A 15,397-nucleotide genomic window follows, 5' to 3' on the forward strand; every position below is an offset into this window, starting at 1 on the left:
GGCCATTCTTGAACAAGGATATGCTAGGTATTATAGATGCAACGACCGTTCATAAAGGTCTTGAAGAACTGACAATTCACCGTTCCGTCGCCGCTATTCCGTTTGGTGGCAGGTATCGCCTGATTGACTTTATACTCTCCAACATGGTGAATTCTGGCGTTCAAAGTGTCGGGATATTTTCGAAATACCAATACAGGTCATTGATGGACCATCTTGGTTCAGGAAGAAACTGGGATCTGAATAGAAAGAGGGATGGTCTGTTTTTCTTCCCGTCCACAAGCCTTGATAAGCCGGTGACGGGCATAGGGCCATTTGAGGATTTTGCTGCAAATATTGACTTTTTTAAACGAAGCAATCAAAAGTATGCCCTGGTCGCCAACTCCTATACCGTATTCAGTATGGATTTCAGGGAGGTCCTTGAAAACCATATTCGAAATGAAAGTGATATTACTGAAGTTCGGAAAGATGGCGCTTCGCTTGGGATTTATTTGATGAAAAAGGACCTGTTGCTAGACTTGATCGAAAAAAGGAATGAAACAGGCTATTTAAGCATGCGCGATGCTGTAACAGATTTAAATGCTCCATTTAAAATCGACTATTTTTCATATGAAGGCTTCGCTATCATGGTTGATTCAATCAGCAGCTATTTTGAAGCTAGCAAAAGCCTGCTTCAGCCTGAAATATGGCAGCGCCTTTTCGTAAAAGGAAGACCAATTCTTACCAAGGTTAAAGATGAACCGCCTGCAAGGTACACATCTACCTCTTCTGTCCATAATGCGATGATTGCAAACGGCAGCTATATAGAAGGTGTTGTTGAAAACAGCATTATTGCCAGAGGTGTAACTATTGGCAAAGGCTCGATTGTAAAAAATAGCATCATTATGCAAAAGACAAAGATTGGTGAAAATTGCGTCCTCGACCATGTTATATTGGATAAAGATGTAAAGATAGCGAATGGCACGGAGCTGAGAGGCGAAGAAGGTAATCCGAATGTTATCCGCAAGGGCAGAGTACAGGGAGTGTGGAAAAACTAGTGAAACTTCTTTTTGCAGTATCGGAGTGTGTACCATTCATAAAATCTGGCGGTCTTGCAGATGTTGCTGGTTCCCTCCCGAAAGAATTAACAAAACTGGGCTATGATGTCAGGGTTATGCTTCCTAAATATACACTGATTCCTGATGAATTCAGGAAAAAAATGCGGAAGGTGACCGATTTCACTGTCCAGCTCGGCTGGCGAAACCAGTATTGCGGGATTGAACAGCTTGAGCATGAAGGGATCACATACTATTTTATCGATAACCAATATTATTTTTATCGAAGCCAAATGTACGGCGATTATGATGAAGGAGAGAAATTCTCTTACTTTAACCGGGCCGTTCTTGAAAGCATTGAACAGCTTGGTTTTTACCCTGATATCATCCATTGCCACGATTGGCATACAGGGATGATTCCTTTCCTTTTGCAGGAGCAATATCGCCATAGGGAAGGCTACGAAACCATCAAGACTGTTTTTACGATTCATAACCTGCAGTTTCAAGGAATCTTTCCAAAGGAAGTCATGAATGATCTGCTTGGCCTTGATGACAGGTATTTCAATTCTCAACAGCTTGAATTTCACGGAAACATCAACTTTATGAAAGCCGCACTGATTTCCGCTGATAAGATCACCACAGTCAGTCCTACCTATAGGGAAGAAATTAAAACAGCTTATTTTGGGGAGCGGCTGGATGGTGTCCTCAGAATGAGAAGCTGGGATCTCGAAGGAATTGTGAATGGCATCGATAATGATTTATATAATCCCGAGGATGATCCGTTTTTGGCCGCACCTTTTTCTTCCGGGGATTTGGAAGACAGGATTAAGAACAAGCGGGCCATTCAGGATCATTTCGGACTGCCGCAGGAGGACGGGACGCCGCTGATTGCAATGGTCACAAGGCTTACGAAGCAGAAAGGGCTGGAACTTGTACGGGGTGTTTTTCATGAAATTATGGCTACTGGCGCACAGCTGATTGTACTTGGAACAGGCGATAGGGAATTCGAAACCTTTTTCAGTCAGATGAGCAGCCAGTATCCTGAACAATGCAAAGCATTCATTGGGTTTGATGAATCGTTTGCCCACCGGATTTATGCCGGCGCTGACCTGTTTTTGATGCCGTCAAAATTTGAGCCATGCGGCCTTAGCCAACTAATCGCAATGCGGTACGGGGCTGTCCCGATCGTTAGGGAAACCGGAGGCCTTAATGACACGGTCAAACCGTATAACGAATTTACCGGTAAAGGGAACGGCTTTACGTTCACCAACTTTAACGCGCATGATATGCTCTATACAATTGAACGCGCACTATCTTTCTATCACCATAAAAATGAGTGGGAAAATATTGTGAAAAAAATGATGGAACTCGACTTCAGCTGGACTCAGTCTGCTCGTGAATACGGGAAGTTGTACAGCAGTCTTGTAAAAAGGAGTGATTCTCATGTTTTCTAATGTCCCTGAATTCAAATCAGCATATTTAAGAAAGCTGGAAATGTCCTATGGTACTACTTTTGATGAGAGTACAAGAAGGGAACAGTTCCAGACACTCGGGACAATGATTAGGGAGCATGTGAGCACGAACTGGATTAAAACGAATGAAGCATACCGGTCATCAGGGAAAAAGCAGGTATATTACCTTTCAATAGAATTCTTGCTTGGCCGGCTTCTCCGCCATAATCTTATGAATCTTGGCATAGAGGAAGTTGTCAGCAAAGGCTTAAATGAGCTCGGTGTCGACCTCGATGACCTTGAGGAATATGAGGCTGATGCGGGGCTTGGCAACGGAGGTCTTGGCCGGCTTGCTGCCTGCTTCCTTGATTCGCTTGCTTCCCTGAGCCTTCCTGGCCATGGATGCGGGATCCGATATAGGCACGGTTTGTTTGAGCAAAAGATAGTCGATGGCTATCAGGTCGAACTTCCTGAACAATGGCTGAAGCATGGCCACGTCTGGGAGGTCCGAAAGGGCGATGAAGCAGAGGATATACCGTTCTGGGGCAAAGTGGAAAGCGTGATGGAAAATGGCCGTCTGGTATTTCGCCATGTCAACGCGGAAGTGGTCATGGCCGTCCCTTATGATATGCCAGTCCTGGGCCATAACACAAAAACCGTTAACACACTTCGGCTTTGGAGTGCCGAGCCTTCCAAATTCAATGCGGGTACTGATATTCTGAAGTATAAGAAGGATACAGAAGCGATCTGTGAATTCCTTTACCCGGATGATACGCACGATGATGGGAAAATCCTTCGCCTGAAACAACAGTATCTTCTGGTTGCATCTTCGCTAAGGGCAATTATTAAATCTTTTAAAAAGAAAAACAAAAGCATCTTTGAATTGCATGAGCATACGAGTATCCATATTAACGATACACATCCCGCCCTCGCTGTCCCCGAGCTTATGAGGATTCTCATGGATGATGAAGGCCTTGGCTGGGATGAGGCATGGCATTTAACAGTCAATACGCTATCATACACAAATCATACGACACTTTCTGAAGCGCTTGAACGCTGGCCGGTTCGGATTTTCCAGCCGCTGCTGCCAAGGATTTATATGATTGTCGAGGAAATCAACGAACGCTTCTGTCGGAGCCTTTGGGAAAAATACCCGGGTGACTGGAAGCGAATCGAGGAGATGGCAATCATCGCTCATGACCAGGTGCGCATGGCTCCTCTTTCTATTGTAGGCAGCCATAGCATCAATGGTGTTGCGAAGCTTCATACGGATATTCTGAAGGAACGTGAGATGAACCTGTACTATCAGGTATACCCCGACCGGTTCAATAATAAGACAAACGGCATCACGCACAGGCGCTGGCTCATGAAAGCGAATCCTCGCCTGACCAATCTTATAACTGAGTCAATTGGTGATACGTGGATTAAGGATACCGAGCAGCTCGAACGGCTGATGGAATTCAAGAACAGCAGCGCATTCCTTGAAAAACTTGCTGATATCAAGCTTGGCAATAAGGAAAGGCTCGCTGAAAGGATTCATACACAAACAGGTATTACTGTCGATCCGCATTCGATTTTCGACATCCAGGTCAAACGGCTGCATGCCTACAAACGCCAGCTCTTGAATGTCCTTCATATCATGTACCTATACAACAGAATAAAGGAAAATCCGAATTATGAGATGCATCCAAGAACGTTCATTTTTGGTGCGAAGGCTTCACCCGGCTACTATTTTGCCAAAAAGGTTATCAAGCTGATTAATTCAGTTGCTGAAAAGGTAAATAACGACCCGGCGATAAATGGGCGAATCAAAGTGATTTTCCTTGAAAATTACCGAGTGTCATTGGGTGAGGAAATCTTCCCGGCTGCGGATGTGAGCGAACAGATTTCAACCGCTAGCAAGGAGGCGTCCGGCACGGGGAACATGAAGTTCATGATGAACGGGGCACTGACCGTCGGGACGCTTGATGGTGCAAACGTCGAAATCACTGAACTTGTTGGCAGGGACAATATCTACCTGTTTGGCCTGAGCGCTGCTGAAGTCCTGGAATTCCAGAGGAACGGCGGTTATCATGCCCATGAGTATTATCACTATGACAGGCGGATCAGAATGGTTGTCGATCAGCTTGTGAACGGATTCTTCCCAGATACATATGGGGAATTCACAGAAATCTATGATTCGCTTCTTGCCTATAATGACCAATATTTCGTGTTCAGGGACTTTGCATCATATGCAGACATCCAGGAACAAATTGGCCGCGAATTCGGTAACAAGGAGAATTGGCAAAAGAAAAGTCTTGTTAACATTGCGAAATCCGGTTTCTTCTCAAGTGACAGAACCATCCGTGAATATGCGGACGACATCTGGCATACTGAGCCGGTCATCATTAAATAAAAATAGAGAATAGGGAGGCCGCAGGAAACTGGCCTCCCATTAAGTGTTATATACGATTTGGGGACAGGGAGAAAAAGGATGAGGAAGCGCATGCTAATCAAAAAACTAGTGCTGTTTTTATTCGTGGCAGGACTTATTTATGTGGCAGTCCTGCATTATTTTATTACAAGGAATGGAAACGAAACACCAAAAGCTGGGGCGGATTACATGATTATCCTTGGTGCAAGGGTAAAAGGGGATATTCCATCTCTGGCTTTAAAGGCCAGGATTGAGGCGCCGCTGACTATCTGCAAGATAATCCGCAAACTGTTGCGATTGCTTCAGGCGGTCAGGGAAAAGGGGAGAATATATCGGAAGCAGTGTCAATCAAGAGCGAGCTGATAAAAAGGGGTATTGAAGAAGAGCGGATTATCCTTGAGGACAAATCAACAAGTACATACGAGAATATCGCTTTTTCCAAAAAGCTGATACCGGAAAATGCAGCCAAGGGACTTGTCGTGACAAATGACTTCCATATTTATCGCGCGAAGATGATTGCTGGGGATTATGGGTTAGATGCAGAAGGGCTGCCCGGGGAAACGCCTGCTCAGGCTTTAGTAAAATCGTATGCACGTGAGTATTTGGCCATCACAAAATATTATTTGACACAGATATTCTGAAAGCGCTTAAAGAGGAGTGGTGTGGCAAAAAAGCTCATTTTGCTTTATGATTAACCAAAGGAGGTGACGGGATGAAAAGTAAACTTGTTGGAGTATTGTTGTTAAGTCTATCACTTTTCCTATCGGGTTGTTCATTCCTTGAAGAGGCGAATAACACCCTTTCATACGCAAATGATGCTACTGAGTATGTAAACAAAGCTGCGGATTTCGCAAAGGAAGTACCTGCAAAGGTTGAAAAAGCAATGCAGGATGAACAAGCTGTTGAAGACCTGAAAAAAGAGCTGGAAACGATGAAAACGGAAATTGACCAGTTCGCAGAGCTTAAAGCACCCGGAGTAGCTGAGGATTTGCATAACAACATCCTTGAAAAGAATCAGCAGCTTGAAGGGAAAATTGATGAATACCTTGGCTATATTGAGAATGGAACTCTTGATGAAAAGGTTTTAAATAGTGAAGAACTTGCTCAGCCAATCGCTGATATCAAAAGCTTGCTTGACCAAATCAAGGAGCTGGGGAACTAATACGGAGACGGAGAGCGCCTGAATAAATATTCGGGCGCTTTTTTTATTAGAGTAAAATAAGTGCTTTTTCAGGTGAATTAAGCCAAAATAGAGACATAGAAAATAAGATAACGGGGTGAGGTAATGAAGGCGCTAGTACACGAAAGTAAAACAGGAATGGAAGGATTGATTTACAGAGAATTTGATACACCTGTACCAGGCCCTGGCCAGGTACGGATCCGCCTCAAGGCTGCGGGCATGAACCATCGCGACTTGATAACCCTGGAGCGGCACAAAGAAACAGAACCGCCCCTAGTGCTCGGTTCTGACGGAGCAGGCGTAGTCGATGAAGTTGGCGAAGGGGTGAAAGGCATTTCTATTGGTAATGAGGTTATCATTAATCCGGGCTTGGGCTGGAAGCATAATACAGAGGCACCTCCTGCAGGATTTGAAATCCTTGGCCATCCATCCAACGGTACGTTCGCCCACTATGTTCTCATTCCAGCGGAAAATGCTTTTCCAAAGCCGGCGTACCTGACCTGGGAGGAGGCAGGTGTCCTTTCTCTTGCTGCACTAACTGCATACCGGGTTCTGTTCACCAGAGCCAAGATCCGTGAAGGAATGAAAATCCTTATCCCGGGGATTGGAGGCGGGGTTGCGACTTTCATGCTGCAAATGGCAAAAGCGGTTGGGGCAACCGTCTATGTCAGCTCACGTTCCGAGGTCAAGTGCAGTAGAGCGCTCGAACTTGGAGCTGATAAGGCGTTTGACAGCGGCAGCGAGTGGACTGAATCCCTTGGCGGGGAAAAGATGGATGTTGTCATTGAATCGATTGGTGCAGCAACCTTTAATAAGTCACTATCCCAATTAAGGCCGGGTGGTACAATGGTTACGTTCGGCGCATCTGCAGGTGATGTGGTAGATTTCGATTTGCGCAGTTTCTTTTATGGGCAATACAATCTGCTTGGTTCGACAATGGGAAGTGGGGAAGAATACAGGGACATGCTTGGTTTCATCGAAAAGCATAATGTACGTCCTGTAATTGAAGCGATGTTTTCCCTGGAAGATTATAAGAAGGCATTTGATTTGCTTAATAAGGCTGAACAGCTCGGTAAGGTTGGCTTTATAGTAGATTGATGGCATATAAAGTGTTACGGGGTCCATTAAGGTGTCGACCCTTTTTCCAAAAAAGCCTTAAAAACCCATTTTTGCGCATGTTTAATGTTCGATTGTGCAAGCTAACAGAAACGGCCAGGTTTTGGCTGTAATCTGAAAGTGGGGTTAGAGGTATGTATTTTTACAGGGAAGATTTGATTAATATTATTACGCCGGACAAGCCGGATCCGGCAGCTGCGAAGGTGATGCAGGAAATTCTCGGCGGGCATTTTGGCGAAATGCGGACGATGATGCAGTACTTTTTCCAAAGCTCGAATTTCCGTGGTAAAGACAAGAAGTTCAGGGATTTGCTACGCGGAATTTTCCTGGAGGAGATTGCACATGTTGAGCTTGTGCAGACGACAATTAATCATTTACTGAATGAGTCGGGCGAGCCTGGTGTTGGTTCGGCTAGTCAAAGCGGTGCTCCACTTCAGGACCCGATTATGCATTCGAATCCTCATCATTATATTATTGGGGCGCAGGCTTCGGTTCCTGAGGATGCTGCCGGCAATCCGTGGAATGGTTCGTGGGTGTACGACCATGGCAATCTGGTTGGGAATTTGTTGTCCAATTTAACGCTGGAGTCGACAGGGGTGCTTCAGAAATCGAGGATTTATGAGATGAGCACGAATAAGACTTTCCGTGAAACGCTCGCGTTCTTGATTGTGCGTGATAGTGCGCACCAAAATGCGTTTGCGAAGGCGCTTGAGACGCTGGGGGTTGATTGGGGGAAAGTGTTCCCGGTCCCGAATTACGATATTAACAAATACCCTGAATGTAAGAAGTATGTGGACATGGGCTTTCATAATGCGTTCTTTAACTTCAGGCTTGATGATACGCTGGTTGCTGAAATCTTTAGCGGCAAGTCCCCGAGCCGGAATGACGGTGAGCTTCAGGTTGGCCCGCCGCCTGAGGGCTTCCCGGTACCGATGATGCCTGAGATGCCTAATGAACATGCCCCTGGAATAAGTGATTTGAACAGATAGGTAAGGAACCCCGCCCTTGGTTGGCGGGGTCTTTGCTTTTAGGGGCATATTGGAAAGGAAAAGTGCCTGTCAGGGGCTAAATTTGTATATGGCCTTTATGGTGTTTCGTATTTACAACGCGGGATTCTGTTTAGATAATTCCAGGCCGTATGAAGAATGGCAGGGGATGATTAATAGGTCTGTTCCCGTCTTCATAAGCCGAATGAAGGATGACAAGGCATGATTTATAGGTCTGTTCCCGTTCATAAGCCGAATGAAGGATGACAAAGGATAATTATAAGGTCTGTTCCCGTCTTCATAAACAAAATGAAGGGAACCCTCAGATGTACCTGTAATGGTAATGGAGGGAATTTCTAGTAACTAGGAATCTTGCTAGTATTGTCCACCGGATAAAGTGGATGTTTTCCATATACCATGGCAAACTGCTACTATAAAAATAAGTTTTAACGGAAAGGGTGAAAGAGTTGAATCTTCTAGGGCTCCATCATGTTTCGCTGTTAACAGCAAAAGCTGAAAAAAATTATGCGTTTTATACAAAGGTGCTCGGGATGCGGCTTGTCAAGAAGACGGTGAATCAGGATAATACCGAGTCATACCACCTTTTTTATGGGGATGCGGTAGGCAGCCCGGGGACGGAAATTACATTCTTCGATATTCCTTCGCTTGGAAGGACACATCCGGGTAAATCGAGCATTTCGTCCACATCGCTGCGTGTGCGGAATACAGAATCACTCAAGTTTTGGAAAAACCGATTCGATGAACTGGGTGTTTATCATCAAGACATTTCGGAGCGCGCGGGACGTTATGTACTGGAGTTTCAGGATTATGAGGGTACTAAACTTCTTCTTGTAGCTGATAATGGCGAGGAAGGAGTGGCTCCTGGCAAAACATGGGATGGCTCTGGTATTCCTATTGAGCATGCAATCCTTGGATTAGGCCCTGTAACATTGACAGTGGGTGATCCAGAGCCAACCGTTAATGTGCTTACGAATATTATGGGCTTTCGGCCTGTTGGTTCTTTTCCTTCCCCGGCAGGTGATTTCCCTGATATTCAGGTTTTTGCTACAGGTGAGGGCGGAGCTGGTGCGGAAGTACATATCGAGTCAAGGCCGGATCTGCCGCGAGAACGGCTTGGCCGCGGCGGTGTTCACCATGTTGCATTCCGGATTCCTAATGAACAGGAGTTTGCTCAGTGGGTTGAAAAAATAAAGGCAAGCGGACTGATGAATTCTGGGGAGGTAGAGCGATACTATTTTAAAGCGTTGTACTTCAGGGAGCCAAATCATATTCTATTTGAGTTTTCGACGGATACACCAGGGTTTGCTGCCGATGAACCGGTCGATACCCTTGGTGAAAAATTGGCGCTGCCTCCTTACCTAGAACCTAAACGCTCTGATATCGAAGCGAATCTGCGGCCTCTGGATCTCGAATGACATGAAGTATTCTAGGGTAATTGGAATTGGCTGGGACGTCGGGGGCTGGCTGGGTAATAACCATGGCGTTGCAGTATGCGTTTGGGAAGAGGAGATGGGGTCGGTTGAGTGGATTGGCTTACCGTCCACCATTGCACTCCCGGAAGGCAGGCTGCTCGGAATTCCCGAATTGGTAAAAGCTGTTTCAAATGAGTACGCGCTGATTGAGGACGATGAAACGATGGTTGTGATTGGCGTGGATGCACCGCTCTCATTTCCGTCTGCCTTCGCGCAATTACTCGGTGGGGCTGATGTGGATATTACGAAGCCAGCTAGGGAAATCGATAATATCTTTGCCTATCGGGATACAGATCGCCATATTCATGCGGTGTTTGGAAAAAAGCCTCTTTCCGCCACGTTCGACAGGATTGGCAATAATGCTACCGTTGCAATGGCACATATTAAAATGTGGGAAAAAGATGGGGATTTTGTGACATACCCTTTTCATGCTTTGAATGCTGAGACCAATAAGGTTATTCTGGAGGTTTATCCTGCTCTTGTAAAAGAACGGAAGTCAGCAGAAGCTTTCCCAGGAATTAAACAGCTTCTCCCTACAGCATTAGTGCCGGGTACAGATGCATACGATGCAGCTATCTGCGCGCTATATGCGATAGCCTTTGGAAGCAGCGGCACGCTCCTTCCTGCCCATGTTGGGCCGATTGGAAAATGTGATGGCTGGATTTATCATTTTTCCAAAGAGGATTTGGAAAAAATGAAATGTATATAACTGTACTAGTGGGTTTAATTTAAAATTCAAAGTGCGAACAAAACAAGATTAATAGGAGAGGGTCCTCAAGGAGGATGCCTCCCTATTTTTTTAGTTAATAAATTGGTTCGTGCGTAACAATTTATCTTGACATGTCTTGGCTGGCTTTTTGAGCTTTGTTCTAATAGCCAAAAGCGTGCCCCCGGCAATAAATATGACCCTTCGCCGCCCCTGTGAACATTAAAGTGCTGTCTGGTCATTTTACCTGTTTATAAAGTAAAAAAGCCACTTTTTCTGGCTTAAGCTACTTATCTCCTAATTTAATTCATAAATATTTATAGTAATGCAGATTGCAGCAAGAGGGGAGGCGCATGCAGGCAGGAAACCAAGACTACGATGTTATAGGTGTGGGGGGGAGGTTTTTGCGGGCTGACAGCAGAGTGGTACAGATTGGAGAATTATGTTTTCCTGGCGGGAACTACTTTGTAAATGGATGGGCCAGCTTTATGGATGGGGCTATTGAATCGGGATGACATCAGCGAGGAAAGTCCACGGAAATTTTAAATTTAAAAAAGAATTGTTAATGATTTTTCAGGTGTCTTCGGAGCGGGGTCACCTTTTTCAAGAACAATACCTATAGAGACAGTTTGTTAATTCATTTTTACTGCCAAGGAGTGCGGTGTGGTTGGAAAAACAGTTAGGTTCTAAAGAACGAATTGCCAAGAGAGTGGCAATGGAGTTAAAAAAGGGGGAGATAGTTAATCTTGGTGTTGGGATTCCAACGCTTATCCCAAACTATTTAATGGAGGACCAGGGAGTTTATCTTCACTCGGAGAACGGTATCCTCGGCATGGGCCCGCCGCCGTTTCCTGACGAGATGGATATGGATTGCATTAGCGCCAGCAAGCATCCAGTCACACTCGATCCAGGTGCTTCGATTTTCTCAAGTGTCGATTCATTTGGAATGATTCGCGGCGGGCATATTGATGTTGTCGTCCTCGGAGCGCTCCAGGTGAGCGAAAAAGGTGAAGTTGCCAATTGGGCTGTGCCCGGGTCCGATATCCTTGGAGTCGGCGGAGCAATGGATCTTGTGCCAGGGGCGAAAAGAATCATTGTTGCGATGACACATCTTTCCAAGGATGGCACACCTAAGCTTGTGAAAGAACTTGATTATCCTGTTACAGGGTTAAAGTGTGCGCAGATGATCGTTACCGAACTAGGTGTGTTTATCCTCAATAATGAGGAGATGCAGCTGATTGAGATAGCTGATGGCATCTCTATTGAAGAGCTCAGGAAAAAAACTGGCGCGGATTTCAGTATTTCAGACAGCTTGAAGAAGTGGTGATTTTTAGAAGTAATATTATAAACGGGGAAAATGAATCCGGCAGAAAGGATATTTTGCAGCTGTCTGAAAGTTTAGGCAGCTGCCGCTTTACTTCATTTTAGTCATGTGGTACGCTTTCATTGGAAAATGATTACTTTACCAAGGGAGTATGTTTTATGTCGGGAGCCGTTCTTAACTAATCCAACACAATTGGATAACTCGTTTCAGGCCAGAAAGCCTCATTTAGCAGGTTTATTTCGTTATGGTCAGGAATGGTAGTTAAGAACAAATGGACATACAAGCATGCATTCCTTAAACCGACTGTAGCTGTGTACAATGTGCATATGCTATTTATTTTGGTTTTTTTGAGGAGAAGTGGTGGATAATAACCGCCATTTTTAAGCCGCGCTGATCTGTTCAGCGCGGCTATTTTTATTTTTGGAGGATTGGAAAAAATGAATACTCATACGTTTAAGGTTCTCGATTTTGAGAAAATTAGAGAAGAACTTGCGGCATATGCATTAACGACTGCGGGAAAAGAAAAACTTGTTAACTTGATGCCATCAACGAATATAAACCAAATTGAATCTTTACTGGACGAACTTTCCGAAGTCGTGGAGATTATGAAGATCAGTACGAGCGTCCCTGTTCATGGGCTCGAAGGAATTGATTCAATACTTAAGGGAATCAATAAAGGTTCAGCCTTGAAGCCGGAGCAATTCAGCCGCCTGTATGATTTTTTGGATTGCTGCGTTAAAATGAAGCGGTTTATGAAGGATAAGGATTTTGTTGCACCGAGGGTAACCAGTTATATTTTTGCCATCGATGAATTGCCTGCACTTGGTGCTGAAATTATCCGCTGCATCCGCCATGGCGGTGTGGATGACTACGCCAGTAAGGAGCTATTAAAAATACGAAAGCAAATTGCTGTCCAGGAAGAACGTCTAAAGGAGAAGGTTCAGCAGCTGGTCCGCTCCGCTAAATACAAAACGTATTTGCAGGAGAATACAGTAGGATTAAGAGACGGCCGCTATGTTATTTCTGTTAAAAAGGAATACAGGACAAAGATAAAAGGTGCAGTTCTAGATACATCGGCTTCCGGTTCGACCGTTTATATTGAGCCCGAGGAAATATCTTCTTACCATGATGAATTATTTTGGCTAAAGTCCGATGAAGAATCGGAGGTAGAAAAAATCCTTAGTTACTTGACCGGACTTGTGGAGGCAAATGAGCAGCAATTGCGCCTCGCTGTCGAAACTATGGTCCATTACGACTTTCTGTTTGCAAAAGCAAAATACAGCCGGGCAATGGATGGGAAGAAGGTTTCAGTAAACGAATCTCATATCATCAGACTTAAGGGCGCGAAACATCCATTACTCGGTGAGCAAGCAGTCCCGCTTACCATCGAGCTTGGTGTTCCGGAAAATGCATTGGTCATTACCGGCCCCAATACCGGAGGAAAAACAGTTTCCATTAAAACTGTCGGACTTTTGACACTCATGGCTCAATCGGGTCTATTTTTACCGGTGGAGGAAGGAAGTGAAATCGCCGTCTACCAGAATATTCTCGTCGATATCGGTGATGGCCAGAGTATTACAGAAAATCTAAGCACGTTCAGTTCAAGAATCGTCAACATCATAGAGATTTTAAAAGAAACAAATGACAGGTCCCTCGTCTTGCTGGATGAGCTGGGATCCGGAACTGATCCTGGTGAAGGAATGGGGCTTGCCACAGCTATACTTGAACAGCTTTACGCTAAAGGGGCAACCCTGCTGGCGACGACCCACTATAGTGAAATCAAGGATTTTGCGGACCGCCATGAGGGATTCATAAACGGATCGATGGAGTTTGATATCAATACCCTGAAGCCAACATATCGGCTCACTATCGGCAAGGGCGGGGAAAGCCAGGCATTTGCCATCGCATTGAAGCTTGGGGTCCACCCGAAGCTGATTGAAAGGGCACATCAAATAACGTATAAGGAAGAAAAGGTATACGGAGATATCCGCATTGAGGATAGTAAAAAGAAAGATATGGATAGGCAAATAATCGTTAATCGTCACCAGCAGCGAAAAAAACAGGTGCAAAAGGCCCAAGGGCATGTCCAGCACTATTCCATGGGTGATAATGTCACGATATCTCCTGACAATGAATTTGGTATCGTTTATAAGGGTCCGGATGAGCAAGGAAATTACGTTGTCCAGATTAAAGGTGAAAAGCGAATAATCAACCACAAACGATTAACGCTGAAAATAGCAGCTGCTGAACTTTATCCCGAGGACTATGATTTTAATATTGTGTTTAAGTCCAAGGATTATCGAAAAAAGAGCAAAATCATGTCAAAGCGGCATGGGGATATTGTGATAGAGCATGAGGAGTAGGGAAACCGGGTATTAGAGGAATGGTGTCTACTATTTCGGAGATACCATTTCGAGAGCTTTTTTAGGACAAAATAAAAGAAAGCCTGGCGGGACTTGAACCCGCAAGATGCACATCAGCCTGCGATTAGGCTGGTGGCTGCTCTGCCGTTGAGCTACAAGCTTTCATAATAAGTATAGGGACAATCAAGGGAAATTATGCAAATTTCCCTATCTTTTTCTTTTCGAGATTTCTTCGGTTACGATAAATGCAAGATCGTCATTACCAAAAAGTGATAATACGCCAAGTAAGGTCTGATCAGGCACTTCGCCGGCTTCGTCTTTTGATACAGTCAATTCAAGCGCTTCCCGCAAGGCATGGTTGGAGCCTTGATGGGGATAGGCTTTTAAATAGATTTCCTCAGGGTCAAGGTCATTGTTGATGCACCACTGCGCGAAAACTAGGATCATCATTTTCTCATCGGCCTGGTAATTCTCGATGATTCTATCCTGAAGTTCTTTGTTATTCATCTCTTGTTCTCCTTCTGCCATGTTAGCTTAAGTATACGCGATTGATAAAAAGTTTTCACGTTCATGCAGGGAAATCCGGGGAAATGTCGAATTGCAAGAGTAAGGAGTGAAGCCAATTGGAGACAGTGATTTTAACAACCTATAAAATTCCCGGCCTGCCGATGCCGATTAAGATTGCTTCAACCATTGAGCCGAAGAAGGAACAAATCTATAATAAGTTGATTGAGTTGCTCAATCAGTATAATATTGAAGGCGACATCCAGTTTAAAAAACTGCTTGTCGAAAAAGAAAACTCGATGTACATTTATGAACTTGGCGAAAAACGCTGCATGGTGCTTGTCGAGAAGTTAGAAAAAGTTAAAGAATTTGATGTGTGATCAGGGCATGAATTCTTCTCTTTTTGGGAAAATAATGAAGGAATGTCCTAACCATCTGTAGAGAGGAGACGTTTTATGGAAAAGATTGAAGTTGGTGAAATTTTCACCATTGCTGATGAAAATGATGAAGAACAGCAGGTTGAAGTACTTGCTGTCATGGAACTTGATGGTGCTGAATACGTTGCAGTAAGCTTTATCGAGGATCTGGAGGAAGATACCGAGGACGATATCGACATTTTCTTCCTGAAAGTTGATGAGGAAGGCGACCTCGATGCAATTCAAACAGATGAAGAGTTTGATAAAGTGGCGGCAGAATTCGAGAGAGTAATGGACGAGGAAGAAGATAACGAGTAAAAAACAAGGGAGAGCTTATAAAACCAAGCTCTCCCTATTTTTGTGCCTAATTCTTAGTCACTAGCCCATCTTGTTTAATTACATCATTTATTGTCC

The 15,397-nt window shown here is 44.5% G+C and carries 14 protein-coding genes, 1 tRNA gene and 1 pseudogene; 14 read left to right on the forward strand and 2 right to left on the reverse strand.

Annotated features, from left to right (window positions below):
- Positions 1-8: 8 nt before the first annotated feature.
- The 12 genes and pseudogenes from TY16_RS21355 (at position 9) to TY16_RS21410 (ending at position 14,063) form a co-directional block, all read left to right on the forward strand.
- A complete protein-coding gene (locus tag TY16_RS21355; protein ID WP_043933787.1) occupies positions 9-1,034 on the forward strand; it encodes a sugar phosphate nucleotidyltransferase in 1,026 nt (341 codons plus the stop codon).
- Positions 1,034-2,485, forward strand: coding sequence for a glycogen synthase GlgA (gene glgA, locus TY16_RS21360; RefSeq protein WP_043933788.1), 1,452 nt, complete (start codon positions 1,034-1,036; stop codon positions 2,483-2,485). The genes TY16_RS21355 and glgA overlap by 1 nt, the downstream gene beginning before the upstream one ends.
- Positions 2,475-4,877: a glycogen/starch/alpha-glucan phosphorylase gene (locus tag TY16_RS21365; protein ID WP_043933789.1), complete on the forward strand. Its 2,403-nt coding sequence runs from the start codon at positions 2,475-2,477 to the stop codon at positions 4,875-4,877. The genes glgA and TY16_RS21365 overlap by 11 nt, the downstream gene beginning before the upstream one ends.
- Before the next feature lie 78 nt (positions 4,878-4,955).
- Positions 4,956-5,536: pseudogene (locus TY16_RS21370) on the forward strand (YdcF family protein).
- Positions 5,537-5,607: 71 nt separating this feature from the next.
- Positions 5,608-6,057 (forward strand): DUF6376 family protein, encoded by a 450-nt coding sequence (locus TY16_RS21375; protein ID WP_043933790.1) that lies wholly within the window; start codon positions 5,608-5,610, stop codon positions 6,055-6,057.
- Between the two features lie 123 nt (positions 6,058-6,180).
- Positions 6,181-7,173 (forward strand): zinc-binding dehydrogenase, encoded by a 993-nt coding sequence (locus tag TY16_RS21380; protein ID WP_043933791.1) that lies wholly within the window; start codon positions 6,181-6,183, stop codon positions 7,171-7,173.
- 152 nt (positions 7,174-7,325) lie between these two features.
- Complete coding sequence (locus TY16_RS21385) at positions 7,326-8,180, forward strand: manganese catalase family protein (protein WP_043933792.1); 855 nt, start codon at positions 7,326-7,328, stop codon at positions 8,178-8,180.
- 464 nt (positions 8,181-8,644) lie between these two features.
- Positions 8,645-9,613 (forward strand): ring-cleaving dioxygenase, encoded by a 969-nt coding sequence (locus tag TY16_RS21395; protein WP_043933794.1) that lies wholly within the window; start codon positions 8,645-8,647, stop codon positions 9,611-9,613.
- 1 nt (position 9,614) lies between these two features.
- A complete protein-coding gene (locus TY16_RS21400; protein ID WP_043933795.1) occupies positions 9,615-10,379 on the forward strand; it encodes a DUF429 domain-containing protein in 765 nt (254 codons plus the stop codon).
- A 350-nt stretch (positions 10,380-10,729) separates the two neighbouring features.
- Positions 10,730-10,891, forward strand: a complete 162-nt coding sequence (locus TY16_RS26380; RefSeq protein WP_155922296.1) for a hypothetical protein — start codon at positions 10,730-10,732, stop codon at positions 10,889-10,891.
- 152 nt (positions 10,892-11,043) lie between these two features.
- Positions 11,044-11,703, forward strand: a complete 660-nt coding sequence (locus TY16_RS21405; protein ID WP_269320316.1) for a 3-oxoacid CoA-transferase subunit B — start codon at positions 11,044-11,046, stop codon at positions 11,701-11,703.
- Positions 11,704-12,137: 434 nt separating this feature from the next.
- Positions 12,138-14,063 (forward strand): endonuclease MutS2, encoded by a 1,926-nt coding sequence (locus tag TY16_RS21410; protein ID WP_043933796.1) that lies wholly within the window; start codon positions 12,138-12,140, stop codon positions 14,061-14,063.
- A gap of 78 nt (positions 14,064-14,141) precedes the next feature.
- Here the strand turns inward: TY16_RS21410 and TY16_RS26385 are convergent.
- A tRNA-OTHER gene (locus TY16_RS26385) sits at positions 14,142-14,225 on the reverse strand.
- 45 nt (positions 14,226-14,270) lie between these two features.
- Positions 14,271-14,570: a hypothetical protein gene (locus TY16_RS21415; RefSeq protein WP_043933797.1), complete on the reverse strand. Its 300-nt coding sequence runs from the start codon at positions 14,568-14,570 to the stop codon at positions 14,271-14,273.
- Between the two features lie 116 nt (positions 14,571-14,686).
- Between TY16_RS21415 and TY16_RS21420 the strand changes: the two genes are divergently transcribed.
- Positions 14,687-14,947: a hypothetical protein gene (locus tag TY16_RS21420; protein WP_043933798.1), complete on the forward strand. Its 261-nt coding sequence runs from the start codon at positions 14,687-14,689 to the stop codon at positions 14,945-14,947.
- Positions 14,948-15,022: 75 nt separating this feature from the next.
- Positions 15,023-15,301: a DUF1292 domain-containing protein gene (locus tag TY16_RS21425; RefSeq protein WP_043933799.1), complete on the forward strand. Its 279-nt coding sequence runs from the start codon at positions 15,023-15,025 to the stop codon at positions 15,299-15,301.
- The last annotated feature ends 96 nt before the right edge of the window (positions 15,302-15,397 follow it).

It is taken from the genome of Bacillus sp. EB01 (genome assembly GCF_000613125.1).
In the GTDB taxonomy this organism is placed as follows: domain Bacteria; phylum Bacillota; class Bacilli; order Bacillales; family Cytobacillaceae; genus Bacillus_D.